The organism is Mixta sp. BE291, assembly GCF_031457955.1.
GTDB lineage: Bacteria > Pseudomonadota > Gammaproteobacteria > Enterobacterales > Enterobacteriaceae > Mixta.
In genome coordinates this window covers 46288-72298 of the sequence record NZ_JAVDXN010000008.1, presented here as the reverse complement: position 1 = coordinate 72298, position 26011 = coordinate 46288, and the positions used below count along the sequence as shown (strand labels likewise).

General features: G+C 55.7%; 21 protein-coding genes and 1 pseudogene. 11 read left to right on the top strand and 11 right to left on the bottom strand.

Annotated elements, in window-relative coordinates:
- Positions 1-178: 178 nt before the first annotated feature.
- Positions 179-1828, top strand: coding sequence for a Na+/H+ antiporter (locus J2X14_RS17285; protein WP_352412416.1), 1650 nt, complete (start codon positions 179-181; stop codon positions 1826-1828).
- A gap of 31 nt (positions 1829-1859) precedes the next feature.
- On the opposite strand, the gene J2X14_RS17280 is transcribed toward J2X14_RS17285, so the two are convergent.
- Positions 1860-2762 (bottom strand): LysR family transcriptional regulator, encoded by a 903-nt coding sequence (locus tag J2X14_RS17280; RefSeq protein ID WP_352412415.1) that lies wholly within the window; start codon positions 2760-2762, stop codon positions 1860-1862.
- Positions 2763-2869: 107 nt separating this feature from the next.
- Here J2X14_RS17280 and J2X14_RS17275 point away from each other — a divergent pair, with 107 nt between their 5' ends.
- Entirely contained in the window at positions 2870-3295 is a 426-nt protein-coding gene (locus J2X14_RS17275; RefSeq protein ID WP_352412414.1) for a CidA/LrgA family protein, read from the top strand.
- Entirely contained in the window at positions 3288-3986 is a 699-nt protein-coding gene (locus J2X14_RS17270; protein ID WP_352412413.1) for an LrgB family protein, read from the top strand. Before J2X14_RS17275 ends, J2X14_RS17270 begins: the two co-directional genes overlap by 8 nt.
- A 155-nt stretch (positions 3987-4141) precedes the next feature.
- Here J2X14_RS17270 and actP read toward each other — a convergent pair whose 3' ends face one another.
- The 3 genes from actP to acs form a co-directional block, all read right to left on the bottom strand.
- Complete coding sequence (gene actP, locus J2X14_RS17265; protein WP_352412412.1) at positions 4142-5803, bottom strand: cation/acetate symporter ActP; 1662 nt, start codon at positions 5801-5803, stop codon at positions 4142-4144.
- Positions 5803-6111 (bottom strand): DUF485 domain-containing protein, encoded by a 309-nt coding sequence (locus tag J2X14_RS17260; RefSeq protein WP_352412411.1) that lies wholly within the window; start codon positions 6109-6111, stop codon positions 5803-5805. Before J2X14_RS17260 ends, actP begins: the two co-directional genes overlap by 1 nt.
- A gap of 128 nt (positions 6112-6239) precedes the next feature.
- The gene (acs, locus tag J2X14_RS17255) at positions 6240-8195 is read right to left on the bottom strand and encodes an acetate--CoA ligase (RefSeq protein WP_352412410.1); all 1956 of its coding nucleotides are present in this window, start codon (positions 8193-8195) and stop codon (positions 6240-6242) included.
- Positions 8196-8705: 510 nt separating this feature from the next.
- Here acs and gltP point away from each other — a divergent pair.
- From gltP to J2X14_RS17240, 3 genes are all read left to right on the top strand, one after another.
- Positions 8706-10007, top strand: coding sequence for a glutamate/aspartate:proton symporter GltP (gltP, locus tag J2X14_RS17250; RefSeq protein ID WP_352412409.1), 1302 nt, complete (start codon positions 8706-8708; stop codon positions 10005-10007).
- A 160-nt stretch (positions 10008-10167) separates the two neighbouring features.
- Positions 10168-11085 carry an N-acetylmuramic acid 6-phosphate etherase gene (gene murQ, locus J2X14_RS17245; protein ID WP_352412408.1) on the top strand — a complete coding sequence of 306 codons (918 nt, stop codon included), beginning with the start codon at positions 10168-10170 and terminating at the stop codon, positions 11083-11085.
- A gap of 296 nt (positions 11086-11381) precedes the next feature.
- Entirely contained in the window at positions 11382-12926 is a 1545-nt protein-coding gene (locus tag J2X14_RS17240; protein ID WP_352412407.1) for a methyl-accepting chemotaxis protein, read from the top strand.
- 74 nt (positions 12927-13000) lie between these two features.
- On the opposite strand, the pseudogene J2X14_RS17235 reads toward J2X14_RS17240, so the two are convergent.
- Positions 13001-13351: pseudogene (locus tag J2X14_RS17235) on the bottom strand (type II toxin-antitoxin system HicB family antitoxin); the annotation flags it as partial.
- 130 nt (positions 13352-13481) lie between these two features.
- Here J2X14_RS17235 and J2X14_RS17230 point away from each other — a divergent pair.
- Complete coding sequence (locus J2X14_RS17230; RefSeq protein ID WP_352412406.1) at positions 13482-15119, top strand: dihydroxyacetone kinase subunit DhaK; 1638 nt, start codon at positions 13482-13484, stop codon at positions 15117-15119.
- Here J2X14_RS17230 and J2X14_RS17225 read toward each other — a convergent pair.
- On the bottom strand, positions 15112-15666 hold the full coding sequence (locus tag J2X14_RS17225) for a helix-turn-helix transcriptional regulator (protein WP_352412476.1): 555 nt from the start codon (positions 15664-15666) through the stop codon (positions 15112-15114). The genes J2X14_RS17230 and J2X14_RS17225 overlap by 8 nt on opposite strands.
- Positions 15667-15858: 192 nt before the next feature.
- Positions 15859-17085, bottom strand: coding sequence for a peptide antibiotic transporter SbmA (sbmA, locus tag J2X14_RS17220; RefSeq protein ID WP_352412405.1), 1227 nt, complete (start codon positions 17083-17085; stop codon positions 15859-15861).
- A 306-nt stretch (positions 17086-17391) separates the two neighbouring features.
- On the opposite strand from sbmA, the gene J2X14_RS17215 reads away from it, so the two are divergent.
- The 3 genes from J2X14_RS17215 to J2X14_RS17205 are packed head-to-tail and all read left to right on the top strand — an operon-like array spanning position 17392 to position 21253.
- Entirely contained in the window at positions 17392-18132 is a 741-nt protein-coding gene (locus J2X14_RS17215; RefSeq protein WP_352412404.1) for a gluconate 2-dehydrogenase subunit 3 family protein, read from the top strand.
- A 2-nt stretch (positions 18133-18134) separates the two neighbouring features.
- Complete coding sequence (locus J2X14_RS17210; protein ID WP_352412403.1) at positions 18135-19916, top strand: GMC family oxidoreductase; 1782 nt, start codon at positions 18135-18137, stop codon at positions 19914-19916.
- A gap of 11 nt (positions 19917-19927) precedes the next feature.
- On the top strand, positions 19928-21253 hold the full coding sequence (locus tag J2X14_RS17205) for a c-type cytochrome (protein WP_352412402.1): 1326 nt from the start codon (positions 19928-19930) through the stop codon (positions 21251-21253).
- A 65-nt stretch (positions 21254-21318) separates the two neighbouring features.
- Here J2X14_RS17205 and J2X14_RS17200 read toward each other — a convergent pair whose 3' ends face one another.
- Both J2X14_RS17200 and J2X14_RS17195 read right to left on the bottom strand, forming a co-directional pair.
- Complete coding sequence (locus J2X14_RS17200; RefSeq protein WP_352412401.1) at positions 21319-21642, bottom strand: cupin domain-containing protein; 324 nt, start codon at positions 21640-21642, stop codon at positions 21319-21321.
- 4 nt (positions 21643-21646) lie between these two features.
- Positions 21647-22831 (bottom strand): oligogalacturonate lyase family protein, encoded by a 1185-nt coding sequence (locus tag J2X14_RS17195; RefSeq protein WP_352412400.1) that lies wholly within the window; start codon positions 22829-22831, stop codon positions 21647-21649.
- 327 nt (positions 22832-23158) lie between these two features.
- Here J2X14_RS17195 and J2X14_RS17190 point away from each other — a divergent pair, with 327 nt between their 5' ends.
- Positions 23159-23797 (top strand): RpiB/LacA/LacB family sugar-phosphate isomerase, encoded by a 639-nt coding sequence (locus J2X14_RS17190; RefSeq protein WP_352412399.1) that lies wholly within the window; start codon positions 23159-23161, stop codon positions 23795-23797.
- A gap of 42 nt (positions 23798-23839) precedes the next feature.
- On the opposite strand, the gene J2X14_RS17185 is transcribed toward J2X14_RS17190, so the two are convergent.
- Together J2X14_RS17185 and J2X14_RS17180 are read right to left on the bottom strand one after the other, a co-directional pair.
- Positions 23840-24625 (bottom strand): histidine phosphatase family protein, encoded by a 786-nt coding sequence (locus tag J2X14_RS17185; protein ID WP_352412398.1) that lies wholly within the window; start codon positions 24623-24625, stop codon positions 23840-23842.
- A gap of 55 nt (positions 24626-24680) precedes the next feature.
- Complete coding sequence (locus J2X14_RS17180) at positions 24681-26003, bottom strand: OprD family outer membrane porin (RefSeq protein ID WP_352412397.1); 1323 nt, start codon at positions 26001-26003, stop codon at positions 24681-24683.
- Positions 26004-26011 lie beyond the last annotated feature (8 nt).

The window sequence follows — 26011 nt, the reverse complement described above, 5'->3', positions numbered from 1 at the left end:
CGCTGATTTACTTTTTTTATACTTTAAATACGCCGGGCATATAGAGAAATATCCTGAAGCGCAGGCGATCGCACGCCTTGTTTTTAACAGGTTTAAGGTTTTGTTTTACACTGCTACAGGGTAACCCCTCAGGGTAATCGATTCACATATGCCTGTTGGAAGAGGCTATAAGGAAAGCATGGAAATCTTTTTTACTATTCTCATTATGACGCTGGTGGTGTCGCTCTCTGGCGTCGCCGCCCGTATTATTCCGTTCCAAATCCCCCTGCCGTTGGTACAAATCGCCGCCGGTGCGCTGCTGGCATGGCCAACCTTTGGCCTGCATGTGGATTTCGATCCGGAACTGTTTCTGGTGTTGTTTATTCCGCCGCTGCTGTTTGCCGACGGCTGGAAAACGCCCGTTAATGAATTCCTGCATCATGGCCGGGAGATCATGGGACTGGCGTTAGTGCTGGTACTGATTACGGTGGTGGGTATTGGCTATCTCATCTACTGGATGGTGCCGGGCATTCCGCTGGTGCCCGCTTTCGCGCTGGCGGCGGTGCTGTCGCCGACCGATGCCGTGGCGCTCTCCGGTATTGTAGGCGAGGGACGCATTCCCAAGAAAATTATGTCGATCCTGCAGGGCGAAGCGTTAATGAACGACGCCTCCGGCCTGGTGTCGCTGAAGTTTGCCGTAGCGGTGGCGATGGGCACCATGGTGTTTACCGTTTCCGGCGCGACGGTAGAATTTTTAAAAGTGGCGATCGGCGGCCTGCTGGCGGGTGCGGCGGTCTGCTGGCTGTTTGGTAAATCGCTGCGTCTGTTTAACCGTCTCAGCGGCGACGATCCAGCCACCCAGACCGTGCTGCTGCTGCTGCTGCCGTTTGCTTCTTATCTGATTGCAGAACATCTGGGCGTCTCAGGCATTCTGGCGGCGGTGGCGGCCGGTATGATGATCACCCGCTCCGGCATTATGCGCAGCGCGCCGCTGGCGATGCGTCTGCGTGCGAACAGCGTCTGGCAGATGCTGGAGTTCGTGTTTAACGGCATGGTGTTCCTGATGCTGGGCCTGCAGCTGCCAGGTATTCTGGAAACTTCGATCACTGAAGCCAACGCCGATCCTAACGTCGAGCTGTGGATGCTGTTTACCGATATTCTGCTGGTGTATGGCGCGTTAATGCTGGTGCGCTTTGGCTGGCTGTGGACCATGCAGCGCATCAGCAAACGCTTCCTGAATAAAAAGCCGATGGAGTACAGCAATTACAGCACGCGTGAGCTGCTGATCGCGTCGGTAGCCGGGGTACGCGGTGCGATTACGCTGGCTGGTGTGCTCTCCATTCCGCTGTTTCTGCCTAACGGTGATGCGTTCCCAGGGCGTTATGAGCTGGTGTTTCTTGCCACCGGCGTGATTCTGTTCTCACTGTTTGTCGGCGTGATTGTATTGCCGCTGCTGCTGCGCGGCATTGATGGCATCGATAAGAGTGTACATCGCCGTGAACTACAGCAGGCGCGGGCGGTGATGGCCGGTGTGGCGATTGAAAGCCTGTATAAGATGGAAGAGCGCCTGGCGCACGATACAGAAGAGAACGTGGACAATGAGCTGCTTAAAGAGGTGAGCTCACGCGTCATCGGCAATCTGCGCCGCCGCGCCGACGGTCAGAACGATCTGGAGAATGCGCATATCGCGGAGGATCTGGAACGCCGCTTCCGTCTTACCGCGCTACGTGCTGAACGCGCGGAGCTTTATCATCTGCGTGCGACGCAGGAAATCAGCAACGAAACCATGCAACAACTGCTGCGCGATCTCGACCTGCTGGAAGCGCTGCTGGTAGAGAAACACCATTAACCGCAGCGGGCGGGCAGCGTGCGTTGCCCGCCTAAACTGACAGGGTCGGCGCGTCGCCCGGCCAGTATTCACGGCAGCAATCGATCCACGCCTGCGCGCTGCGGGAAAGATAGCTGCCTTCGCGCCAAATTAATCCCAGCGTCCAGCTTAGCTGCGACTCCAGCGGCAGCCACAACAGCGAATGCCTGTCGAGCCGCTGACAGATCGGTTCCGGTAAAATCGCTACGCCCATGCCCGCCTGCACCATCGCCGCCAGAAAATCCCACTGTCCGCTGTGTACCGCCACCTGCGGCGTCAGGCCTGCGCGCTGAAACAGCTGCTTTAGCTGACGATTCAGCGAAAACTCTTCATTAAAGATCAGCAGCGGATGCTGCGCGACTTCCGCCAGCGAAATGCTGACCCGATCTAACCAGGGCGCAGCGCGCGGAACTAGCACACAGAGCGGATGACGCATCAGCGTCAACGTATTCAGCGGCAGTTTCTCTTCGACCGGCAGCGCGGTCAGCGCTAAATCAAGGCTGCCGGAAAGCACCGCCTGTTGCACCGCCAGGCCGCCAGATTCAACGATTTTCAGCGAAATGCCGGGGTAGCGCTGATGAAAAGCAGAGACCGAACCGGCAATTTGCATCCCCACCATCGGCGGAACGCCCAGCCGCAGCTCACCGGTTTTTAACTGGTTGATGTCGCCGATTTCCTGCTCCAGCTGTTTGAATTCCTGCAGGATCATCTGGCCGCGCTGGTAAACCACCTGGCCGCTGTCGGTGAGATGCAGCCGTCGGCCTTCGCGCAGCAGTAGCGTACAGTCCAGCTCATCCTCCAGCTGGCGCAGCATTTTGCTGATGGTTGGCTGCGTAACAAACAGCGCTTCAGCCGCGCGGGTAAAGCTTTGCTGACGTACCACCTCGACAAAATAGCGTAACGCGCGAACGTCCATAAACTATTCCTTCTATGCATAGTTTGGATGATTTTAATTCATTTTTTTCACCCTTTGCCAGCGCCGTATAATGACAGCCATCACAGAAACAGAGGGGGAGAACCATTATGGCCGTGGCCTTAAGCCCGCAAAGAACGGGATGGTTGCAGCGTTTCCAGGTGCCGGTGCAGGTTGCGATTTATATCGGCCTGTTTATCTGCGCGCAACAGCTGGTGAGCTGGCTGCATCTGCCGCTACCGGCCAATATTGTGGGCATGCTAATGCTGCTGGCGCTGTTGGCGCTGCGCGTCATGCCGCTGAAATGGGTCAAGGCGGGCGGCAACTGGCTGCTGGCGGAAATGCTGCTGTTTTTTGTTCCGGCGGTGGTGGCGGTGGTCAACTATGGCGATCTGCTCAAAGCGGAAGGGTGGCGAATCTGCGTGGTGATTGCGCTGAGTACCCTCATGGTGCTGGCGGCGACGGCGCTGGTGGTTGATCGGGTTTACCGGCTGGAAATCTGGCTGGCACAACGTAAGCAGGCGCGTCATGAATAATCTTATTATTAGCGTGCTCTGTTTTATCGCCACGCTCTGCATCTATTTTCTTAATAAACGACTCTATCGCCGCTGGCGTAAATTGCTGCTGATGCCGCTGGTGCTGACGCCGCTGCTGTTGGTGGGCATGCTGTTGTTGATGCATATCTCCTGGCAGAATTATATCAGCGAGAGCCACTGGCTGGTGTGGCTGCTGGGCCCGGCAACGCTGGCCTTTGCGGTGCCGGTTTATGAAAACCAGAATATTATCCGTCAGCACTGGCTATCGCTGTCGGTAGGCGTGGTAACCGCCACGCTGGTGGCCGTATGCAGCTCGGTATGGCTGGCGCGTCTGCTGGCGCTGCCGGAAATTATTCAGCGCAGCCTGGCGATACGTTCTATTACTACGCCTTTTGCGCTGGCGGCAGCCAAACAGGTGGGTGGACAACCCGATCTGGTGGCGCTGTTTGTGGTGATTACCGGCGTATTCGGTATGGCGGTCGGCGACGTGCTGTTTCTGCGCCTGGCGGTAAAGCAGGGCATGGCGAAAGGCGCAGGTTTTGGCGCCGCTTCGCACGGCGCGGGCACCGCACGTGCGTATGAACTGGGTCAGCAGGAAGGGGTGGTTTCCAGTCTGGTTATGATGTTATCCGGCGTGGTGACTGTGATTATCGCGCCGCTGATTAGTCAGCTGCTGTGGGCGGCGCACTAACCACGCCGCGCAGGAGGGTAAGCAGGCGGCTGTAGCGATGCGAAGTCATCGGATATCAGGCTGGTACGGCTGATTAAGATGAATAAGCCTGAGATACGCTAAAAAAACAGGGCCGTAGCGGCCCTGTCGGTGAGATTAGCCATAAAGCGGAAGCGTCAATGCGCTTTACCCTGATCGATGCCCAACCCGGTTTGCGAACGCACAAACTGCGCACGGAACAGCTGCCGCTCCTGCGCGCCCTGCGCCGAATGGTCAGTCACCGAGAACAGCCAGGTACCGATAAAGGCCACCAGCATCGAGAACAGCGCGGGATACTCATACGGGAACACCGGCGAAGCATGTCCCAGTACCTGAACCCACACGGTAGGGCCGAGGATCATTAATATCACTGCCGTCAGCAGCCCCAGCCAGCCGCCAACCATCGCGCCACGCGTGGTCAGCTTCGACCAGTACATCGATAGCAGGATAATCGGGAAGTTACAGCTGGCGGCAATCGAGAAAGCCAGCCCCACCATAAAGGCGATATTCTGTTTTTCAAACAGAATGCCCAGCCCAATCGCCACCACGCCCAGCACCAGCACGGTGATTTTCGAGACGCGCAGCTCCTCACGTTCATTGGCCTGGCCTTTGCGTATCACGCTGGCGTAGAGATCGTGCGAAACCGCAGAGGCACCGGCCAGCGTCAGCCCGGCGACCACCGCCAGAATCGTAGCGAACGCCACCGCAGAGATAAAGCCGAGGAAGGTGCTGCCGCCGACCGCGTTCGCCAGATGCACCGCCGCCATATTATTGCCGCCAATTAGCGCGCCGGTAGCATCCTTAAACATTGGGTTCGCGCCCACCAGCAGAATCGCGCCGAAGCCGATAATAAAGGTCAGGAAGTAGAAATAACCCATAAAGCCGGTGGCCCAGAACACGCTTTTACGCGCTTCACGCGCATCGCTTACGGTAAAGAAGCGCATCAAAATATGCGGCAGTCCGGCGGTACCAAACATCAGCCCCAGCCCCAACGACAGCGCTGAAATCGGGTCGTTTACCAGCCCGCCGGGACGCATAATCGCCTGGCCCTTAGGGTGCACCGCCATCGCCTCGGTAAACAGCGTATTAAAGCTGAAGCCAACCGACTTCATCACCATAATCGCCATAAATGAGGCACCGAACAGCAGCAGCACCGCTTTGATAATCTGCACCCAGGTGGTGGCTAACATGCCGCCAAACAGCACATACAGCACCATCAAAATGCCCACCAGCACCACAGCGACATGATAATCCAGGCCAAACAGCAGCTGAATCAGTTTGCCTGCGCCCACCATTTGCGCAATCAAATAGAGCGCCACCACCACCAGCGAACCGCAGGCGGAAAGCGTACGAATCGGCTTCTGCTGTAAGCGATAAGAGGCGACATCGGCAAAAGTATAACGTCCGAGGTTACGCAGCCGCTCGGCGATCAGAAACAGAATAATCGGCCAGCCGACCAGAAAGCCCAGCGAATAGATCAGGCCATCGTAGCCAGAGGTATAAACCAGCGCGGAAATCCCCAGGAACGAGGCGGCGGACATAAAGTCGCCCGCGATCGCCAGGCCATTTTGAAAGCCGGTAATGTTGCCGCCAGCGGTATAGTAATCACTGCGCGAACGGGTGCGTTTAGAAGCCCACCAGGTGATGCCCAGCGTAAAGGCAACAAAGGCCAGGAACATAAGAATCGCCTGGATATTGGTTTCCTGTTTTTGCACCGCGCCGGTCAGCGCATCGGCAGCCAGCAGCGGCAGCGGAACAAGCAGAGCGAGCCCCGCCGTAAAGCGTTTTAGCCCGTTCATTATTTCACCTCATCCAGAATCTGTTTGGTCAGGCGATCGAACTCGCCGTTGGCGCGCCAGACGTAAACGCCGGTCAGCACGAAAGAGATCACGATCAGCCCAACGCCGAGCGGAATACCGCGCGTCACGTTGGTGCCTTCATGCAGCGGCGTGCCCAGCCAGTCGGGGGCAAAGGCGATAAGCAGAATAAAGCCGACGTACAGAATAAGCATGATGATGGTAAGAATCAGCGCGAAACGCTGGCGCTTTTGCACCAGCAGTTTAAAGCGCGCGCTATTCTCTATTCGGGCATAGATAGCGTCGTTCATTACAGCGTCTCCAGAGGTAAGAAAAGCACAAAGGATTTTTTATCGTGTTATGACGTCTGTTTTTTATCGGCTGACGATCAGCCTTATCGCGTGCTGACTACGCCGGGCGGCCTCATACCGCCCGTCGATTACGGCATGGTAATGCCCTGTTTTTCCTCAAGGAGTTTTTCCACCACGCCAGGATCGGCAAGCGTCGAGGTATCACCCAGGTTGCTGGTATCGCCCGTGGCGATTTTGCGCAAAATACGACGCATAATCTTGCCGGAGCGGGTTTTTGGCAGGGAGTCGGTCCAGTGCAATACGTCCGGCGTGGCGATTGGCCCGATCTCTTTACGTACCCAGTTGCGCACTTCCGCATACAGCTCAGGAGAAGGCTCTTCACCATGATTCAGGGTGATGTAAGCGTAAATCGCCTGCCCTTTAATCGCATGCGGAATACCCACCACCGCCGCCTCGGCGATTTTGGCATGGGAAACCAGCGCGGATTCGATTTCAGCGGTGCCCAGACGATGGCCGGAAACGTTCAGTACATCATCCACGCGCCCGGTGATCCAGTAATAACCATCTTCATCGCGCCGCGCGCCGTCGCCGCTGAAGTACATATTCTTGAAGGTGGAGAAGTAGGTTTTTTCAAAGCGGTCGTGATCGCCAAACAGCGTACGCGCCTGGCCTGGCCAGGAATCCACGATAACCAGATTGCCTTCGCAGGCGCCTTCCTGTGCCTGACCTTCGTTATCCACCAGCGCGGGCTGCACGCCGAAGAAGGGTCGGGTGGCCGATCCCGGCTTCAGGTCGGTGGCGCCGGGCAGAGGGGTGATCATGAAACCGCCGGTTTCGGTTTGCCACCAAGTATCGACAATCGGGCAGCGACTGTCGCCGATCTTTTTGTAATACCACTCCCAGGCTTCCGGGTTAATGGGTTCACCCACCGATCCCATAATCCGCAGCGAAGCGCGGCTGGTGTCAGCGATCGCCTTATCGCCTTCCGCCATCAGGGCGCGAATCGCCGTTGGCGCGGTATACAGCAGCGTCACCTTGTGTTTATCGATCACTTCCGCCATACGGCTTGGCTGCGGCCAGTTTGGCACACCTTCAAACATCAGCGTGGTCGCGCCGCACGCCAGCGGCCCGTAAAGCAGATAGCTGTGACCGGTAATCCAGCCAACGTCGGCGGTACACCAGTAGACGTCACCCGGACGGTGATCGAAAACATATTTAAAGGTGGTGGCGGCGTAAACCAGATAACCGCCGGTGGTGTGCAGCACCCCTTTCGGCTTGCCGGTCGAGCCAGAGGTATAGAGGATAAACAGCGGATCTTCCGCGTTCATCTCTTCCGGATGATGATGTGAACAGGCGCTGTTGATCAGCTCGTGCCACCAGCAGTCACGACCGTTTTGCCAGTTGATCTCATTACCGGTGCGCTTCAGCACTACCACATGGTTAATGGTGGTCACGCCCGGATTTTTTAGCGCGTCATCAACGTTTTTCTTCAGGGGAATGGTGCGGCCAGCGCGAATGCCTTCATCGGCGGTGATCACCAGCTTCGCGCTGGAATCGATAATACGTCCGGCGACGGCCTCCGGCGAAAAGCCGCCGAAAATCACCGAATGCACCGCGCCGATGCGCGCGCAGGCCAGCATGGCGATAGCCGCTTCCGGCACCATCGGCATGTAGATCGCGACCACGTCGCCTTTTTTGATTTCCAGTTCTTTAAGGACGTTAGAGAAGCGACACACTTCGCGGTGCAGATCGCGATAAGTCAGCGTTTTACTTTCGCTGGCGTCATCACCTTCCCAAATAATGGCGGGATAATCGCCCCGTTCGTGCAGATGCCGATCGAGACAGTTAGCCGCCAAATTCAGCGTGCCGTCTTCGTACCAGCGGATGCTGATATTGCCGGGGGCAAAAGAGGTATTTTTAACTTTGCTGTAGGGCTTGATCCAATCGAGAATTTTACCCTGATCGCCCCAAAACGCATCGGGATCCTGCACCGATTGTTGATATTTCGCCTGGTACTGTTCTGCATTAATTAAGGCACTTTCCGCAATAGTGGCGGGAACGGGATGTTTAATTATTTGGCTCATGGCTGATCTCCTTGAAGTTGTTAATGATATGTCAATCAAAGGTTAATAACAGCGAGAGGCAGCGCTTTGTTTCTTTTTTGCGCGACAGATCACGGGAATAGTAAATGCGATGAAAAATGCAGGTTTTTTATCGGAGTGACAGCAAAAGGAATCTTTTTATCTGCAGATTAAGTGTAGGTAATAGCGCGTGGAATTGTTGAAAAAAACAGCAAACGGTATTGCGGTTTTAGTGAATAGCTATGCTAAAAATGCGCCCTATATTACTTTTTAGAACATAGAGTTAGTGAATCGATAACCTAAAGGCATTTATCGCGGCAAAACACAATCAGACGAAACCGCGAACAGGAAAGGTTGCTTTTCGCCCGTTGAAAATGGTACTTATCAACGGCCCTTTTCCGGGCGATACCATCAATAACCCTCGATTTTACCGGACTTTGTCCATTTCCTCTATATGTGTCAGCGTCCGCGCTTCTCATGCGGAATCAGGGTTTGTTAAGGAAATGAAACACTATGAAAGGTTTTAAAATCAGCCTTGCCTGGCAAATACTGATTGCATTGGTGCTGGGTGTCATCGTTGGTGCGATTTTGCATAATCAGCCCGAGGATCGTGAATGGTTAATCACCAATATCCTCTCGCCCGCCGGTGATATCTTTATTCATCTGATCAAGATGATTGTTGTACCTATTGTTATCTCTACCCTCGTGGTAGGTATTGCTGGTGTAGGCGACGCAAAGAAGCTTGGACGAATCGGCGTCAAAACAATTGTATATTTTGAAGTGATTACCACCATTGCCATCGTGGTAGGGATTACCCTGGCGAATGTTTTTCAGCCCGGCACCGGCATTGATATGTCGACGCTGGCAACGGTGGACATCTCTAAATATGAAGCGACCACGGAACAGGTACAGAGCGGGGCGCACAGCCTTGTGGTAACCATTCTGTCGCTGATCCCGCAAAATATTTTTGCGGCGATCGCCAAAGGCGATATGTTGCCGATCATCTTCTTCTCGGTGCTGTTTGGTCTGGGGCTTTCCTCGCTGCCGTCTGAACATCGTGATCCGCTGGTGAAGGTGTTCCGTTCCATTTCGGAAACCATGTTTAAAGTGACGCATATGATCATGCGTTACGCGCCGGTTGGCGTGTTTGCCCTGATCGCCGTGACCATTGCCAACTTCGGTTTCTCCTCGCTCTGGCCGCTGGCGAAGCTGGTGCTGCTGGTGTACGCCGCCATTCTGTTCTTCGCCTTTGTGGTGTTGGGCGCGGTCGCGCGTATCTGTAAGCTGAAAATCACCACCCTGATGCGCATCCTGAAAGATGAGCTGATCCTGGCCTACTCAACCTCCAGCTCGGAAACGGTGCTGCCGCGTATTATGGAGAAGATGGAAGCCTACGGCGCGCCGAAAGCGATCACCAGCTTTGTGGTGCCGACCGGCTACTCCTTTAATCTGGATGGTTCTACGCTTTATCAAAGCATCGCGGCGATTTTTATCGCGCAGCTGTACGGCATCGACCTGTCGCTGACGGATGAAATCGTACTGGTATTAACGCTGATGGTAACCTCAAAAGGGATCGCAGGCGTGCCGGGCGTGTCGTTTGTGGTGCTGCTGGCCACGCTGGGTAGCGTTGGCATTCCGCTGGAAGGTCTGGCATTTATCGCTGGCGTCGATCGCATCATGGATATGGCGCGTACCGCGCTGAACGTGGTGGGCAATGCGCTGGCGGTGCTGGTTATCGCCAAGTGGGAAGATCAGTTTGATAACGCTCAGGCGAAAGCCTATGAGCAGCAGCTGCGGATACAAACCGCTCGCTAACTGCGGTTAAGCTAAACGCCGCCCCGGCATCGTGCCTGGGCGGCGTTTTTTTTGCCGGTCGCTAACCATTATGGGGTTGGTGGTTTCATTCCGGCGGCAGGTTGCTCATTATAGAGCGTCAACACCGGTTTCCTGTTTGTGCGTTTAAAAGGGAGTTGCTATGAGTCTCGATCTGTCACGTATGATCACCGAAAGCCGCAATCCAGCCAGTGAAAACATTGATGAACTGGCGACGGAGGCGATGCTGCGCGTGATTAATCATGAAGATAAAAAGGTAGCGCTGGCCGTCGAGGCGATAGTGCCGCAGATAGCAAAGGCGGTAGACGCCATTACCGTAGCCTTTCAGCGCGGCGGCCGTCTGATTTACAGCGGCGCGGGCACCTCCGGGCGGCTGGGCATCCTGGATGCAAGTGAATGCCCGCCAACCTTCGGCACGCCGCGTGAGCAGGTGGTTGGGCTGATTGCGGGCGGTCATCCGGCCATTTTACAGGCGGTAGAAAACGCGGAAGATAACGCGCAAATGGGCGCAGCGGATTTACAGGCCATCGGGTTTAGCGCACGGGATGTGCTGGTGGGAATTGCCGCCAGCGGACGCACGCCTTATGTGCTGGGCGCGCTGGATTACGCGAAACAGCAGGGAGCCACTACCGTCGCGCTGACCTGTAATCCTGACAGCGAGATGGCGCGCGTGGCGCAAATTGCCTTAACGCCGGTTGTCGGGCCGGAAGTGGTCACCGGTTCATCGCGCATGAAGGCCGGGACGGCGCAAAAGCTGGTGCTGAATATGCTGACCACCGGCGCAATGATCCGCAGCGGAAAAGTGTTCGGTAACCTGATGGTGGATGTGGAAGCCACTAATCAGAAGCTGGTGCAGCGCCAGGTTAATATTGTCAGGGAGGCGACCGACTGTAACGCTGATACGGCACAGGCGGCGCTGGCGGCCTGCGGCGGGCACTGTAAAACCGCTATTCTGATGGTGTTGGGCCAGCTCTCCGCACCGGATGCGGCCCGTTTGCTGGCGCAGAACCAGGGGTTTATTCGCCAGGCGTTGCAGCAGGCGCTGGCGCAGAATGAATAACATCCCCTGGGCAGCTAACTCAATGCATCGATCGTGTTAGCTGCCTAATCTCTCGTTTTTATCGCAGGTTAAACATCCATTCGTTCTACCCTAAATAAAACCTTATGGTTTTGATTAAGCGGGTTTTTTGCGCCGCTTTTTCTTTTGCCCGCCAGGAATAATGCTTAAAACGCGACCGCCAGCGAAATAAACCGCTTTTTCCCCGCTAAAGATCTGCCCATGAAATGCCGAAACTATAAAAAAATATAATCTATTCACCGCATCTGGCTCTGTGCCTCGTTCAAGGAACTCATTTCATGCGTAACAATCAGCCTGTCACTCATCAGGAGTTTGCGTTTAGCGATGACGCAACGCTGATGTCGACCACCGACCTTAACAGTTACATCACCTATGCCAACGATGCGTTTATTGATGTCAGCGGTTTTACCCCTGAAGAGATCAATGGTCAGCCGCATAATATGGTGCGGCACCCTGATATGCCGCCGGAAGCCTTTGCGGACATGTGGGCCACGCTGAAGCGTGGACTGCCGTGGTCGGCGCTGGTTAAAAACCGGCGTAAAAACGGCGATCACTATTGGGTGCGTGCCAACGCGATCCCGGTGATGCGCAAAGGGGCCGTGCATGGCTATATGTCGGTGCGCACCAAACCCACGCAGGCGGAAATTAGCGAGACGGAAGCGCTCTATGGTGATTTTCGTGCCGGACGTCATAAAGGTCGAAAATTTCATCAGGGCCTGCTGGTCTATAGCGGCTGGCGGCGCTGGCGCTCAATGTTCAAGACCATGCCACTGCGCTGGCGTATTCGTTCTACGCTGCTGGCGCTGCTGCCGTTAACCATCGTCGGCGTCTGGGTGCTGGGCATGACGGCGGGTGCGCTGGGCATGTTTAGTCTGGGTATGGCCTTGCTGTTGCTGGTTGCCAATTTCTGGCTGGAACAGCAGATTTCCCGTCCCATCGAGCGGGTTTGCCAGCAGGCGCTCGACGTCGCCACCGGCAACAGCCATAAAGTCGATTTGATGGATCGGGTGGATGAAGTGGGCACCACGCTGCGCGCTATTGGTCAGCTGGGCCTGATGTTTCGCTGGCTGGTGGATGACGTAAGCGGACAGGCGATTAACGTGATGAGCGCCAGCGACGCCATGGCGCGCAGCAATGATGAACTGAGCCAGCGTACCGAGCAGGCGGCAGCCAATGTTCAGCAAACCGCCGCCACCATGAACGAAATGACCGCGACGGTAAAAAGCAACAAAGAGAGCGCGGCGGAGGTTAACCAGCTTTCCATCACCACCAGTGAGGCGGCGAAAAAAGGGGGCGAATCGATGCGCGAAATGGTCAGCATGATGAGCGACATTGCCGAGAGTTCGAAAAAAATCGCCGACATTATCAGCGTTATCGATGGCATTGCTTTCCAGACCAATATCCTGGCGTTAAACGCGGCGGTTGAAGCGGCGCGCGCGGGCGAGCAGGGCAAAGGATTCGCGGTGGTGGCTGGCGAAGTGCGTAATCTGGCGAGTCGCAGCGCCAAAGCCGCCAGCGAAATCAAAATGCTGGTGGAAACCAGCGTCAAACGCGTTGAAACCGGCACCGGCCAGGTTAATCAGACCGGCAGCACCATGCAGGAGATCGTTGAGCGGGTAGAGGGCGTGTCAACGCTGATTGGCCAGATTAGCGCCGCCACGGCGGAGCAGGCCACTGCGTTAAGCGAAGTAAGCCAGGCGGTAGAAAACCTGGACGATATTACCCATCAAAACGCGGCGCGCGTACTGGAAGGCGCGGAAGCATCAGGGCGCATGACGCGTCAGGCTACGCGTCTGGTGGAGGCGATCAGCGTTTTCCGTTAATCCTTGCGCCGGGTGCAAAGCCCGGCCTCGTTAACCGGATGCCAAAAGCGGCTTCTCCGTGCAGAGAGGCCGTTTTAGCGTGCGGTGATAATACGTTCCAGCGCCGCCTGGGCAAGAAACCCTGAGCGACTTTTAAATTCTGGATGCGTTGCTACCCAGCGATCAATACGGTCAATCAATGACTTAGGCAAGGTAACATTGATTTTTTCAGACCCGCCTAACAACCGAATAACATCCACCTCAACCAACGCCCAGGTATAACCGGCAAATTCACGATTTTTCGCCAGTTTACCGACAGAGGAAACGGCTGGAATGTCCTGGCCCAGCTCAATTAACAGCTCAATATGACCGGTGATCGCTTCTTTCGCGTTGGTAATGGCCTCTTCCAACGTTTCTCTCGCGGAAAAGCAGCCGGGGTTGTTGGGGTTACTTTAGTGGTCGCTGCGATTTTTACTGCCCGCATAACAACCAGCCGCTATCAAATCTCTTACAGCTTCAACTACAGTTAACCTTTTGCGCCGCTGTGCCTGAGCGCGTCAACACAGAGAGGAAACCATGAGTCAGTTTTTCATGAACGACAAAAGCGAACTGGTGAACGAAGCGATCGAAGGGGCGTTGCTTACCACGCCTTTCCATAACCTGAGCCGCCTGGAGGCCGGAGAGGGAATTCGCGTGGTGATGCGCAGCGACTGGGATAAGCGCAAGGTGGCGCTGATTTCCGGCGGTGGTTCCGGGCATGAACCTGCACACGTCGGCTTTGTTGGCAAAGGAATGCTGACCGCCGCCGTATGCGGCGATGTGTTTGCCTCGCCCAGCGTTGACGCAGTGCTTAGCGCCATAATTAACGTAACCGGCGAAGCGGGCTGTTTGCTGATCGTGAAAAACTATACCGGCGATCGGCTGAATTTCGGCCTGGCAGCAGAGAAAGCGCGCGCGCTGGGCTACAAAGTCGAGCTGGCTATCGTAAAAGATGATATCGCGCTGCCGGAAAATCCGCAGCCGCGCGGCCTGGCCGGCACCGTGTTGATTCATAAGCTGGCCGGTTACTACGCCGAACAGGGCGCTGCGCTGGAAGAGGTGACGCAACGCGCCCAACAGGCGATTACGGATACCGCCAGCATCGGCCTGGCGTTTGCTACCTGTCATATCCCCGGCGAGCCGCAGGATAACCGCGTAGCGGAAGGCGAGAGCGAACTGGGTATGGGCATTCACGGTGAGCCGGGTGTCACGACGCTAAAAACGCAGAACAGCCGTGAAATTGTGCAGATCATGACGGGAAAACTGGCGGAAAAGGTACCGGAAGGCAAAAAGGCGCTATTGCTGATCAATAACCTTGGCGGTTTCTCAGTATTGGAACTGGGCGTGCTGGCGCGAGAAGCGCTACGGTCGCCGCTGGCAGAGCGGCTAAGTCATCTGATGGGTCCGGCAACGCTGGTGAGCTCGCTGGATATGAAAGGTTTTTCTCTCACCACGCTGCTGCTGGATGATGAGCGACTGCAGGCGCTACAGGCGCCGGTAGAAGCCAGCGGCTGGCAGCCGCTACAGCAGCGGGTTACGCCCGCGACGATCAAAGGAGAAGCGATCAAGCGTCCGCCGCAGGCGCAGCCTTCTGCCAATGCCGCCGTACAGCGCGTGGTGGATAAAATCTGCCAAACGCTGGTGGATCTGGAAAGCGAGCTGAATCAGCTGGATGCCAAAGTAGGTGATGGCGATACCGGATCGACGTTTGCCGCAGGCGCGCGTAAGATTTTGCAAGCCAGCCAGCAGCAGGCGTTGCCGTTTAATGAACCAGCCCGTTTATTGACGCTGGTCGGCGAGCAGCTGGCGGTGGTGATGGGCGGCTCCAGCGGCGTACTGATGTCGATTATGTTTACCGCCGCCGGACAGCAGCTGGACGCGGGCAAGCCTTTGCCGCAGGCGTTGATGGCGGGTCTGGATCGTATGAAACACTACGGTGGCGCACGCATTGGCGACCGCACATTAATTGATGCGCTGGAACCGGCATTGCAGGCGCTGATAGCCGGAAAAGGGCTAAGCGAGGCCGCCGCCGCCGCGCGGCAGGGCGCGGAATCGACGGCCAGCATGGGCGCGGCGAAGGCGGGTCGTTCTTCCTATCTGAATCAGGAAAGCCTCAACGGCGTTAAGGATCCCGGCGCGTATGCCGTTGAGCGTGTGTTCGCTGCGCTTAACTAACATCGCATGGCCCGGCACGTTCTGCCAGGCGCTGAGCCAGTTGCGTAACATACTGGCGCTGCGGCGTTGCCCGCAGCGCCAGCGCCAGATTAATGTTCTCCATTATCTGCGCATTTTCTGCCATTTCAGCGCTAAGTTTGCCATTTTCATGCAGCCAGCGTGCCACGCTGGCCCAACGCCATAGCGGAGAAGAGCCGGTAAGCCGCTGTACCGGTGCCGGGAAACTTCCTGGCCCGCGCGTGCCATCTTTCAGCATCGCAATCGCCTGACGTGAGAGCTGACTGCGTTGAGCGATATCACTCAGCCCTAGCAGCGTGGCATCCACCGAGGCAACGCGTACTGATAACGTGCTGCTTTCAATATCAGCGATAGCGCTCAGTAAGGCGTGCTCAAAGCAACTGCTTTCACGATCGAATTCAAGGTAAACCGTATTGCCGTAAAAACAGAGCAGGGCATCATCACAGCCGCACTCAAAGAGCGCATCTTCCAGCCCTGGCGTGTGGGCATTCACGTCGGCAAGCGTGAGAGTAAAGTGATAAATCATCAGTTCCTCCTGATGTGAGGTGCAACATCAATCGCACAGCTGTGGATAGCAGTGAATGTAGCGCCTCTGTTGACGATCGTCAACAGAGGCGCGCCCTGCTTTATTTTTAAACAATTGCTGGCGGAGTAACAGCGAAAGGAGGCTGGATAATCAATGCATTACCGATTTTGCGTAGCGGCTCGTAATCTTTTACGTTTACTCCGTTATGGTTTCAGCTAACGCTTTGCCGTCGATAACGCGCTCAAAGCTGCGCAGGCGTTTATAAATCGACATCAGGGAGACCAGCGTAGACCAGGAGGTAATCAAATACTGAAACGAGGCGCGCACCTGATCGAATACGTTGGTGATCTGCTGAAGTAAACCCAGCGTCAGGGTGCCCGCAATAATCGCCGGAAACAGAATAAACACGCCAAAAACGTTATCCACTTGCAGATAAAGAATGCGGGTAACGTTGAAATAGAGGTAATGAAACCACAGGCGGAAATAGTTATGGCGCACCCGACTAAACAGCTGTTTTACCGTGGCGGGCGCGGCATACTGCGGATCGTCCTCGCCGTACACTAACTCCTTACGCCACGCGGCTTCCACCCGCTGGTTACGGAATTCCAACCCCGGCAGCTTGATGCCGACCAGCGCCAGTAGCGCGGTGCCAAACAGCGACCACAACAACGCGGCCAGCACCAGCCCATAGGGCATCGCGCCCAACAGCGGCACACTTTTAACATGTTGCGACAGCGTGGCCAGCACCGGCAAAAACGCTACCAGCGTCATAATCGCCTGAATCAGCCCTACGCCCCAATCTTCCAGCGTGCTGGAAAAACGCATGGTGTCATCCTGCACGCGCTGCGCGGCACCTTCAATATGGCGCAGCCGCGCCCAGTGCGCCATATAGCGATTGTTCATTGCTGTGCGCCAGCGAAAAACCCAGTGGCTGATAAAAAAGGCGTTGAGCACGCCAATCACCACCGCGATGAGCGCAATGCTGAGAAAAGCGCCGATTTGCTGATAAAAAGAGGCGATCGATACCGAACCTGCCTTGCTCAGGGCATGTTGCACCAGATCGTAGAAGGGTTGATACCAGGCGTTAATCGCGACGCCAACCTGCACATCAAACCAGGTCATAAACAGAATCAGCGCTGAACCCAGCACCGACCAGCGCTGCCACGGATGTGGGCTAAAGATAAACCAGCAGGCGGCAAACAGCCCTGTAGCGCTGGCGAAGTAGAGATAAAACCACAGCTCATGCGGTTGAACAAAGCGCCAGGCGTTATCCGGCAGCGGCTGCCCGGCAGCGGCAGCGAAAGCGGGCAGATGAAACACCAGCTGGCTGGCCTCGGTAAACCAAAGCAGAATCGCGGCTAAAATTAACAGTGCCGCCGTGCTGAAAAACAGCGCAGGTCGGGGGAAAAAACAACTAAACATACGCCCTCCATAATAAAGGGCTCTGTTATAACCTGCCCGGTGTTAACAGTCTGTAGAGCGGTGTGACCAGCCGTTACAGCCTGTTTTAACTTATCCGCCGCTATGCTGGAGATGTCAGCTTAATGTTAAAAAAATTGTGTGTTTTTGTTTGCTGAAGCTAAAGATTTAATGCGATTGCTGTTACAATGCCCGCCATTGTTACCGGTAACAATCGGTTTGAATCTGGAAAAACCCTTCAATTACAGATAATTAAAATAATAATCAAAATTAACCGTTGCGCCGTCAGCCGCGCGCTAAGGCAATGTTATGTCGCAAAATAAAACAAGCACTTCCAGGAGAAACTTTCTCCTGAAAACCATCACCCTGGCGCCCGCCGTGGCGATGGGCACCTCAGGGATCGCCTCGCTGGGGCTCGGTAACAGCGCGCAAGCCGCCGATAGCGCCGCGCCCGTCGGGCCGCAAACCGCCCGCGATTATCAGCCAGCCTGGTTTTCCGCCGAGGAGTTCGCCTTTATTAAAGCAGCGGTTGCCCGGCTGATCCCGGCGGATGAACGCGGTCCAGGCGCACTGGAAGCGGGCGTGCCGGAGTTTATCGATCGTCAGATGAATACGCCGTACGCCACCGGCAACAACTGGTATATGCAGGGACCGTTTGACCCTGATGTGCCGAAAGAGCTGGGTTATCAGCTGCCGCTGGTGCCGCAGCAAATTTATCGTCTCGGCATCGCAGAAGCGGATGCCTGGGCGCAACAGCAGCATGGCAAAGCTTTTGCCGCGTTAAGCGCTGAGCAGCAGGATGCGCTGCTGGGCGACTTTGAAAGCAACAAGGCCAGCTTCAAACAGCTGCCGGCCAAAATTTTCTTTGCTTATCTGCTGCAAAATACCCGCGAAGGCTTTTTCTGCGATCCGCTGCATGGTGGTAATCAGCAGATGGTGGGCTGGAAGCTGATCGGCTTCCCAGGCGCGCGCGCTGATTTTATGGACTGGGTGGAGCGCGGTGAGCGTTATCCCTTCCCGGCGGTATCGATTCGTGGAGACAGAGCATAAGCATGGCAAACCAGATGAAAAAAGTAGACGCGGTCATTGTCGGCTTCGGCTGGGCCGGATCGATCATGGCAAAAGAGCTGACGGAAGCGGGCCTGCATGTGGTGGCGCTGGAGCGCGGCCCGCATCGCGATACCTACCCGGATGGCGCTTATCCGCAGGTAATTGATGAACTGACCTATAACGTGCGCAAAAAGCTGTTCCAGGATCTGTCGAAAAGCACCGTCACTATTCGCCATAATCCTTCCCAGACCGCGCAACCCTATCGCCAGCTGGCCGCCTTTTTACCCGGCACCGGCACCGGCGGCGCAGGCCTGCACTGGTCCGGCGTTCATTTCCGCGTCGATCCGATTGAACTGCGTATGCGCAGCCATTATGAAGAGCGCTACGGCAAAAACTTTATTCCGGAAGGCATGACCATTCAGGACTTTGGCGTCAGTTATGAAGAACTGGAACCGTTCTTCGACAAGGCGGAAAAAGTTTTTGGCACCTCCGGCTCGGCCTGGAGCATCAAAGGCAAAGTGGTTGGCGAAGGGCGCGGCAACCCGTTTGCGCCCGATCGCTCGGATGATTTTCCGCTGCCGCCGCAGAAGCGCACTTACTCCGCGCAGCTGTTTGCCAAAGCGGCGGAGTCGGTTGGCTATCATCCTTACGACTTACCGTCGGCAAATACCTCCGGGCCTTACACCAATACCTACGGCGCGCAGATGGGACCATGCAACTTCTGCGGCTACTGCAGCGGTTATGCCTGCTACATGTATTCCAAAGCCTCGCCGAACGTTAATATCTGGCCCGCGCTGCGTCAGGAGCCGAAGTTTGAGCTACGCGACAATTCGCATGTTCTGCGCGTTAATCTCACCGACGATAAAAAACGCGCCACCGGCGTTACCTACGTGGATGCGCAAGGGCGTCAGGTTGAGCAGCCAGCGGATCTGGTGATCCTTTCCGCGTTCCAGTTCCATAACGTGCATTTGATGCTGCTGTCCGGCATCGGCAAACCTTATAACCCGATCACCAACGAAGGCGTGGTAGGGCGCAACTTTGCCTACCAGAATATTTCCACCATTAAGGCGTTCTTTGGCAAGGATGTGCATACCAACAACTTTATCGGCGCGGGCGGCGCGGGCGTTGGCGTGGACGATTTCAATGCCGATAACTTCGATCACGGCAAATATGGCTTTGTCGGCGGCTCGCCGTTCTGGGTTAACCAGGCGGGCGTGAAGCCGATCTCTGGTCTGCCGGTGCCGCAGGGCACGCCGGGCTGGGGCAGCAAGTGGAAGGCGGCGGTAGCCGATCACTATACGCACCATGTTTCGATGGATGCGCACGGCGCACATCAGTCCTATCGCGCCAACTACCTCGATCTCGATCCGAACTATAAGGATGCCTTTGGTCAACCGCTGCTGCGCATGACCTTTGACTGGCAGGACAACGACATCAAGATGTCGCAGTTTATGCACGGCAAAATGCGCAAAATTGCCGAAGCGATGAACCCGAAAGAGATCATCGGCGCGCCGAAAACGCAGGGCACCCATTTCGACACCACGGTTTATCAGACCACCCACATGAACGGCGGTGCCATTATGGGCGACGATCCGCGCACCAGCGCGCTAAACCGTTATCTGCAAAGCTGGGATGTGCCGAACGTTTTCGTACCGGGCGCGTCTGCTTTCCCGCAGGGGCTGGGCTATAACCCCACCGGCATGGTCGCCGCGCTGACTTACTGGTCGGCGAAGGCGATTCGTGAGCAGTATCTGAAAAACCCCGGACCGCTGGTGCAGGCATAAGGATAATGGCGATGAAAAAGGTATTACTGGCGCTCTGCCTGATGGTGTCCGCCGCAGGCGCGCTGGCGGATGATAAACCCGGCGGCGAATTAATTAAGCGCGGCGAGTATCTGGCGCGCGCAGGCGACTGCGTTGCCTGTCACAGCAGCAAGGGTGGGCAGCCGTTTGCTGGCGGCCTGGCGATGGCCACGCCGATCGGCACCATTTATTCCACCAATATTACGCCCGACAAAGAAACCGGCATCGGCAGCTACAGCTATGACGATTTCCAGAAGGCGGTACGTCACGGCATCGCCAAAAATGGCGACACGCTCTATCCGGCGATGCCTTATCCCTCTTACGCGGTGGTCAGCGATGAGGATATGCAGGCGCTTTACGCTTACTTTATGCATGGCGTGACGCCGGTCGCGCAGCAGAATAAAGAGAGCGATATTCCCTGGCCGCTGTCGATGCGCTGGCCGCTCTCTATTTGGCGCACGATTTTCGCGCCGGATGTGAAAGCGTTTCAGCCGAAATCGGGTGAAGATCGGGAGCTGGCGCGTGGACGTTATCTGGTCGAAGGCCTGGGCCACTGCGGTGCCTGCCACACGCCGCGCAGCATTACCATGCAGGAAAAAGCGCTGAATGATGGTAAAGGCAGCGATTACCTTGCTGGCAGCAACGCGCCGATTGATGGCTGGACCGCCAGCAACCTGCGTGGCGATAACCGTGACGGTTTAGGACGCTGGAGCCAGGACGATCTGGCGCAGTTCCTGCGTACCGGACGCAACGACGATACGGCGGCCTTTGGCGGCATGACCGAGGTGGTGGAGCACAGCCTGCAATATCTGAGCGATGAAGATATCAACGCGATAGCGCGTTATCTGAAGTCGCTGGGGGCGAAAGATCCCTCGCAGGCGGGTTTCCAGCCGGATGATGCGGTAGCGCAGGCGCTATGGAAAGGCGATGACAGCAAAGCGGGCGCGGCGGCGTATGTGGATAGCTGTGCCGCCTGTCACCGTACCGATGGGCGCGGCTATAAGCGTTTCTTCCCGGCGCTGCGCGGCAATCCGGTGGTGCTGGCGGACGATCCGACTTCGCTGATTCATATCGTTCTCACTGGCAGTACCTTGCCGGGCGTGCAGGGCGCACCCAGCACGGTGGTGATGCCGGGCTTTGGCTGGCGTCTGAGCGATAAGCAGGTGGCCGACGTGGTGAACTTTATTCGCACCAGCTGGGGCAACCAGGCCGCCAAACCGGTGACCGCCGGTGACGTAGCCGACGTACGTAAGGAATCGTTTGTGGCGGAACAGCAGGGCAACGTCGATATTGAAAAACTGCCGCAGGCGACACATTAAGCCGGAGCGGTAACCACACGGCGGCAGATCGTTAAAAGATCTGCCGCCGTTTTTTTAAATGCGTTTCAGGAAAGGAAATCTTCGCGCTGCGGCGTAAAGGTATCCAGCAGTACGCCCGGTTCGAGGCAGACGCAGCCGTGAATTACATCGGGCTTTTTATACAGCGTATCACCTGCGCCAACCTCATGCGTTTCGCCATCAATGGTAAAGGCAAAGCGCCCCGACAGCACGTAGGTAAGCTGCTCATGCGGATGATGATGCAGCGGGCCGACGGCATCTTTTTCAAACGTCACTTCCACCGCCATCATGCCGCCGCCGTGCGCCAGAATACGTCGCGTCACGCCGTTGCCCAGATCGTCAACCTGGGTTTGCTCTCGGAAAATAAACATACCGTTATCCATTATCTCTGGGTTGGTTAAAAAAATCAGCGCGGATGGCCGCCAGATAAAGCGCGGGCTGCCCCTCGTAATCGGAGGTGAACAGCACCTGACGATCGTCGGGGGTAAACGACGGATGCGGGTGCGTGACCTGACGATCGCCGTCCAGCACGCGCCATGAGCTATTGTGTGCCGCCAGCGGGCGATAGCGCCGTGTTTCAACATCAAACAGCCACAGCATCGGATCGTTTTCGATGGTATAGCCTTTGGTGTCCTGCACATCCACCGGCGTGCCGGAGCCATCGCCTACCAGCAATGTGCCGGTTTGATTACTCATCAGATGCGAACAGGCGGGCATGGTCATTAGCACTTCATCATGCTGCGTGAGCGGATCGTAGCGGCGAATCTCACGATCGGGACGATCTTTATGATAGGAAACATAGATCAGCGCCGATCCGTCCGGCACCCAGAATTCATGAGTGCAGCTTTCGCCTGGCGCATGATCTTTCACCTTGCGCATATTATTGCCGTTCTCATCGATCAGCCACATGCGGGCGTCAACCCGATCGTGCGGCCCTTCATGACAGAAGGCGACGGTATTGTCGTCGAAAGGACGATAAATAGGATGGCCGAGCCACTGCCGTTGTTCGAGAATAGTTTGCGCTTCCCCGCTGTGTAAATCGACGCGCAGCAGGCGACAATGCGGGTTCTTTTCAAAGAAGGTTTTGAATACCTGCCAGTCGCTGAGCGGCTCCCAGTCTTCACGATCGATCTCAATGCCGACCAGGCTGGTGCAGTCGCTGTTAGCCACCCAGGTGCCGTAGCCCACCCAGTCCTGCGGAACGGTGTAAATCGTCACTTCTTCGAAGGTTTGCAGATCGACGCGGCGCAGCTGGCGTTCGTTTTTAACGTAAAACAGGTAGCGATCGTCCGGTGAGAGGAAGCCGCCAAAGGTGTTATCGCCTGCGCCTTCCGTCAGCTGCGTCGCCTGCTGCTGGGCTAAATCCAGCAGATAATAGTTGCGATGGCCGTCAAACTCACCGGCAAACAGCAGTTTGCTGCCGTCGTTGAAAAAGCACTTCTGGTAGAAATAGTTGCGGTGACATAACACTTCCGGTGGCGTTAAGCGCACCATCTCCGCACCGGTTTTTTCATCCTGAAAACGATAAAAAGGCAGATGCAGACGATTTCCTTTTGCCATAGCTTTTTCCTCCCGCCAGGGTTTAAGATAAAATGAAACGCTGTTTCACATTCGTGAGAGCATACCCGCTTCGCGCCCGTTGCCGAGCGTTGCCTGAAGAAAATGTAACCAGGATCACACTATTTTTTGTACAGCGGCAAAACGCGCTCTGGCTCGCAAAAAGCGTGAGGTAAAGCGGAACAAAGGTGGAGAATGTGAAAACCATCACAGCAAAAAGTTGCGGCGATCTCTATAAGGAACAGCTAATATTAAATTATGAAACACTGTTTCATAATTATGAAGGCCTACCACCGGCTGATAAGAAGCCAGGTAATAAGAGGATAAACGATGAAAATTGCTCTGATGATGGAAAACAGCCAGGCGGCAAAAAACGCCGTGGTGCTGAAAGAACTGCAGCAGGTCGCGAACGGTCTGGATTATCCGGTATTTAACGTGGGTATGAGCGATGAGCAGGATCATCATCTGACCTATATTCATTTGGGCATTATGGCCAGCATTCTACTGAATTCAAAAGCGGTGGATTTCATTATTGCTGGCTGCGGCACCGGGCAGGGCGCGCTGATGTCGCTGAACATTCATCCGGGCGTGGCTTGCGGTTACTGTATCGATCCGGCGGACGCCTATCTGTTTGCCCAGATCAATAACGGTAATGCGCTGGCGCTGCCTTTTGCCAAAGGGTTTGGCTGGGGCGCTGAGCTGAATCTGCGCTTCATCTTTGAAAAAGCGTTTAGCGGCGAGAAGGGCCAGGGCTACCCGCCAGAGCGTAAAGAGCCGCAGGTGCGCAATGCCGGTATCCTTAACCAGGTGAAAGCAGCGGTGGTGAAAGATAACTACCTGGATACGCTGCGCGCTATCGATCCTGAACTGGTAAAAACCGCGGTCAGCGGCCAGCGCTTCCAACAGTGTTTCTTTGAAAACTGTCAGGACAAAGAGATCGAAAACTTTGTGCGTGAAATGCTGGGTTAATGGCAGTAAGTTTCAGGCCAGCAGGCGCTGGCCTGAGCGACGTTATTGCAGCATCCGCGCTTTCCCGGCGTTAACGTAGTGCATATTGCCAATCTCCGTTACCTTCAGCGTATCCCCCTGATAAACCAGCTTCACCACGGCGGCATTTTGCAGCGGCTGATTTTTGCGAGCGTCATCGGTCATATCGGCGATCATGGTTAATATCGACGCGCCTGAAGAAACCACCAGCACGTTTTTTTCGCCGCGCTTTTGCGCATTTGCAATTATTTCGCGTAAAGCGGACTGCATCCGCGCTTTTACCTCGGCGGCGCGTTCCGCCAGTTTTTCCGGATCGACGGCGGCGATCTCATCCAGATAGTGTTCCAGCGTGAGTTTGCCCTGTTTCATTTCGGCAAAAAGCTGGCTGCTATTGGTCAGGCCTCTTTTTTTTACTACCGCGCCGATCATTTCATCATTGGGTAGCCCCTCGAAGCCGCCGAAAAATACTTCCCGCAGCGCCTTCAGCGTGGTGGGCGGGGCAGAGCGATCGCATTGCAGGGCGCGGATAATCTGCAACGTCTCTTGCTGGCGTCCGGCATCGCCGGAATAGTAGCTGTCGAAAGGAATATCCCGTAAGCCTTCGGCCAGATAGCGCGCCACCTGTTTTCCTTCCTCTGTCAGTGGAGAGTCGGCCCAGCCCTGTACCCGATCCAGCGTATTAAGCCAGGTTTTGCCATGACGGGCGAACCAGATCGTCACGGTGTCGGTAGCGGCATCCTCTGCCGCGGGCGCAGCGGCGCTGACGCCACAGCTTACAAACAACATCAAGATAACCATCCATTTTTTCATCGGTTCTTCCTTTCTGAAAAGAATAAAAGATTTGCCCAATGCCTGATCGCCCGCTTTACAGCAGCTTAAAGCGATAATCGATAATTACTTCGCCTGACAGCGTATGCGAACGACGGTAATCGCCATGCTGTAGCACCGGCGTGCGTCGAACGTTTTTGTAGGACCAGCCCGGCCCGCACATCACCCATACGCTGAGGTTTTTCAGCGCAGGATCGGCGGGCGACCAGCGGCCATAGAGGCTGGCTTCGCCGCTGTGTATGTTTAAGCCCTGATAGCGAATCGTGCCTGCGTTCACTGCCACGCCCGCCAGCAGCGTTGGCGTGAACCGGTAATCGGTCATGGTCGCCACCATCAGCTCTTTATCACGCATATAATCGTCACCGGCGCTGGCCAGTGAAATGAAATTGCCAAACGAGTGGCGGCTCATATGACGCGGATAAAAGCCCACCGCATTTTCCTTTTCCGCCCGTGTCCAGGCCACGCCCCAGCGGGAACGCAACTTATCTTTTTTCCAGGTCATCTCCAGGGCGTAATGATGCGCGCTGCGATCGAAATCACGGCGCGGCGCAGGCATCGACCGATAGGTTTCCAGCGCGCGGGTAAGATAGAACTGACCGCCTACGGAGAGGTGCGGCGTCACGTTGCCGCTTAAAAAGAGCTGCTGACGTCGCAGGTAGCCGTCGCTTTCGCCCACGGCGTAATTCAACTTTACGCGGTCGCCGTGATAGAAGATCTCGCCAGTAGCGATATGGTCGATATCCTGACCGCTGTTGGTTTTAAAATGCATTTTCTGCGGCGAGCTGCGATCGAGGGAACCACTGACCCAGGCGGTGCGCAGCCCGACAGCGCCAAGCTGCGCCACGCCGTTCCAGCCAAGGTAAGTTATTGGTGAGAGGCGACGCGAGGTGTTCACCACGCCAAAATTGGGCAGGCTTTCCCAGCCGCCATGCAGCGCGCTTTTCACCGCGCCGTCGCTCAGCTTCAACTTAACGTAGCGCTGACCAAATTTGCTAAAGCCCTGCGCATTGCCTTTTTTATTCTCCTGACCCGCTTTATAAAGGATGCCGCGCGTATCGAAATAGTCGCTGGCGCCGAGCTTAACCGCGCCATAGTAAGAGAGGTCAAAACCAATAATATCGGCAAAGTAACCTGACTTATAATCCAGCCCAATACCCTGTCCCCAGGCGGCATGCACGTTTTTAGGGTTGGCGGCATCCTCCTTGAGATATTTCCAGTAATTACGTAGTGAAATCGTTAAAGAACTTTCGCTAAAAAAGGGATCGTCTAATAAAGAATAAGGTAATGCATTATGGTTATCCTGCGCCAGACAAAATGCGGGCAAGAACAGCGCAATAACAGCCATGTTTTTTATTTTCATATTTTCCC

What these genes read in the sequence shown, in the direction of transcription:
- J2X14_RS17285 (WP_352412416.1), top strand. Translation starts at nt 179, where the DNA reads ATGGAAATCTTTTTTACTATTCTCATTATGACGCTGGTGGTGTCGCTC.
- J2X14_RS17280 (WP_352412415.1), bottom strand. Translation starts at nt 2,762, where the DNA reads ATGGACGTTCGCGCGTTACGCTATTTTGTCGAGGTGGTACGTCAGCAA.
- J2X14_RS17275 (WP_352412414.1), top strand. Translation starts at nt 2,870, where the DNA reads ATGGCCGTGGCCTTAAGCCCGCAAAGAACGGGATGGTTGCAGCGTTTC.
- J2X14_RS17270 (WP_352412413.1), top strand. Translation starts at nt 3,288, where the DNA reads ATGAATAATCTTATTATTAGCGTGCTCTGTTTTATCGCCACGCTCTGC.
- actP (WP_352412412.1), bottom strand. Translation starts at nt 5,803, where the DNA reads ATGAACGGGCTAAAACGCTTTACGGCGGGGCTCGCTCTGCTTGTTCCG.
- J2X14_RS17260 (WP_352412411.1), bottom strand. Translation starts at nt 6,111, where the DNA reads ATGAACGACGCTATCTATGCCCGAATAGAGAATAGCGCGCGCTTTAAA.
- acs (WP_352412410.1), bottom strand. Translation starts at nt 8,195, where the DNA reads ATGAGCCAAATAATTAAACATCCCGTTCCCGCCACTATTGCGGAAAGT.
- gltP (WP_352412409.1), top strand. Translation starts at nt 8,706, where the DNA reads ATGAAAGGTTTTAAAATCAGCCTTGCCTGGCAAATACTGATTGCATTG.
- murQ (WP_352412408.1), top strand. Translation starts at nt 10,168, where the DNA reads ATGAGTCTCGATCTGTCACGTATGATCACCGAAAGCCGCAATCCAGCC.
- J2X14_RS17240 (WP_352412407.1), top strand. Translation starts at nt 11,382, where the DNA reads ATGCGTAACAATCAGCCTGTCACTCATCAGGAGTTTGCGTTTAGCGAT.
- J2X14_RS17230 (WP_352412406.1), top strand. Translation starts at nt 13,482, where the DNA reads ATGAGTCAGTTTTTCATGAACGACAAAAGCGAACTGGTGAACGAAGCG.
- sbmA (WP_352412405.1), bottom strand. Translation starts at nt 17,085, where the DNA reads ATGTTTAGTTGTTTTTTCCCCCGACCTGCGCTGTTTTTCAGCACGGCG.
- J2X14_RS17215 (WP_352412404.1), top strand. Translation starts at nt 17,392, where the DNA reads ATGTCGCAAAATAAAACAAGCACTTCCAGGAGAAACTTTCTCCTGAAA.
- J2X14_RS17210 (WP_352412403.1), top strand. Translation starts at nt 18,135, where the DNA reads ATGGCAAACCAGATGAAAAAAGTAGACGCGGTCATTGTCGGCTTCGGC.
- J2X14_RS17205 (WP_352412402.1), top strand. Translation starts at nt 19,928, where the DNA reads ATGAAAAAGGTATTACTGGCGCTCTGCCTGATGGTGTCCGCCGCAGGC.
- J2X14_RS17200 (WP_352412401.1), bottom strand. Translation starts at nt 21,642, where the DNA reads ATGTTTATTTTCCGAGAGCAAACCCAGGTTGACGATCTGGGCAACGGC.
- J2X14_RS17195 (WP_352412400.1), bottom strand. Translation starts at nt 22,831, where the DNA reads ATGGCAAAAGGAAATCGTCTGCATCTGCCTTTTTATCGTTTTCAGGAT.
- J2X14_RS17190 (WP_352412399.1), top strand. Translation starts at nt 23,159, where the DNA reads ATGAAAATTGCTCTGATGATGGAAAACAGCCAGGCGGCAAAAAACGCC.
- J2X14_RS17185 (WP_352412398.1), bottom strand. Translation starts at nt 24,625, where the DNA reads ATGAAAAAATGGATGGTTATCTTGATGTTGTTTGTAAGCTGTGGCGTC.
- J2X14_RS17180 (WP_352412397.1), bottom strand. Translation starts at nt 26,003, where the DNA reads ATGAAAATAAAAAACATGGCTGTTATTGCGCTGTTCTTGCCCGCATTT.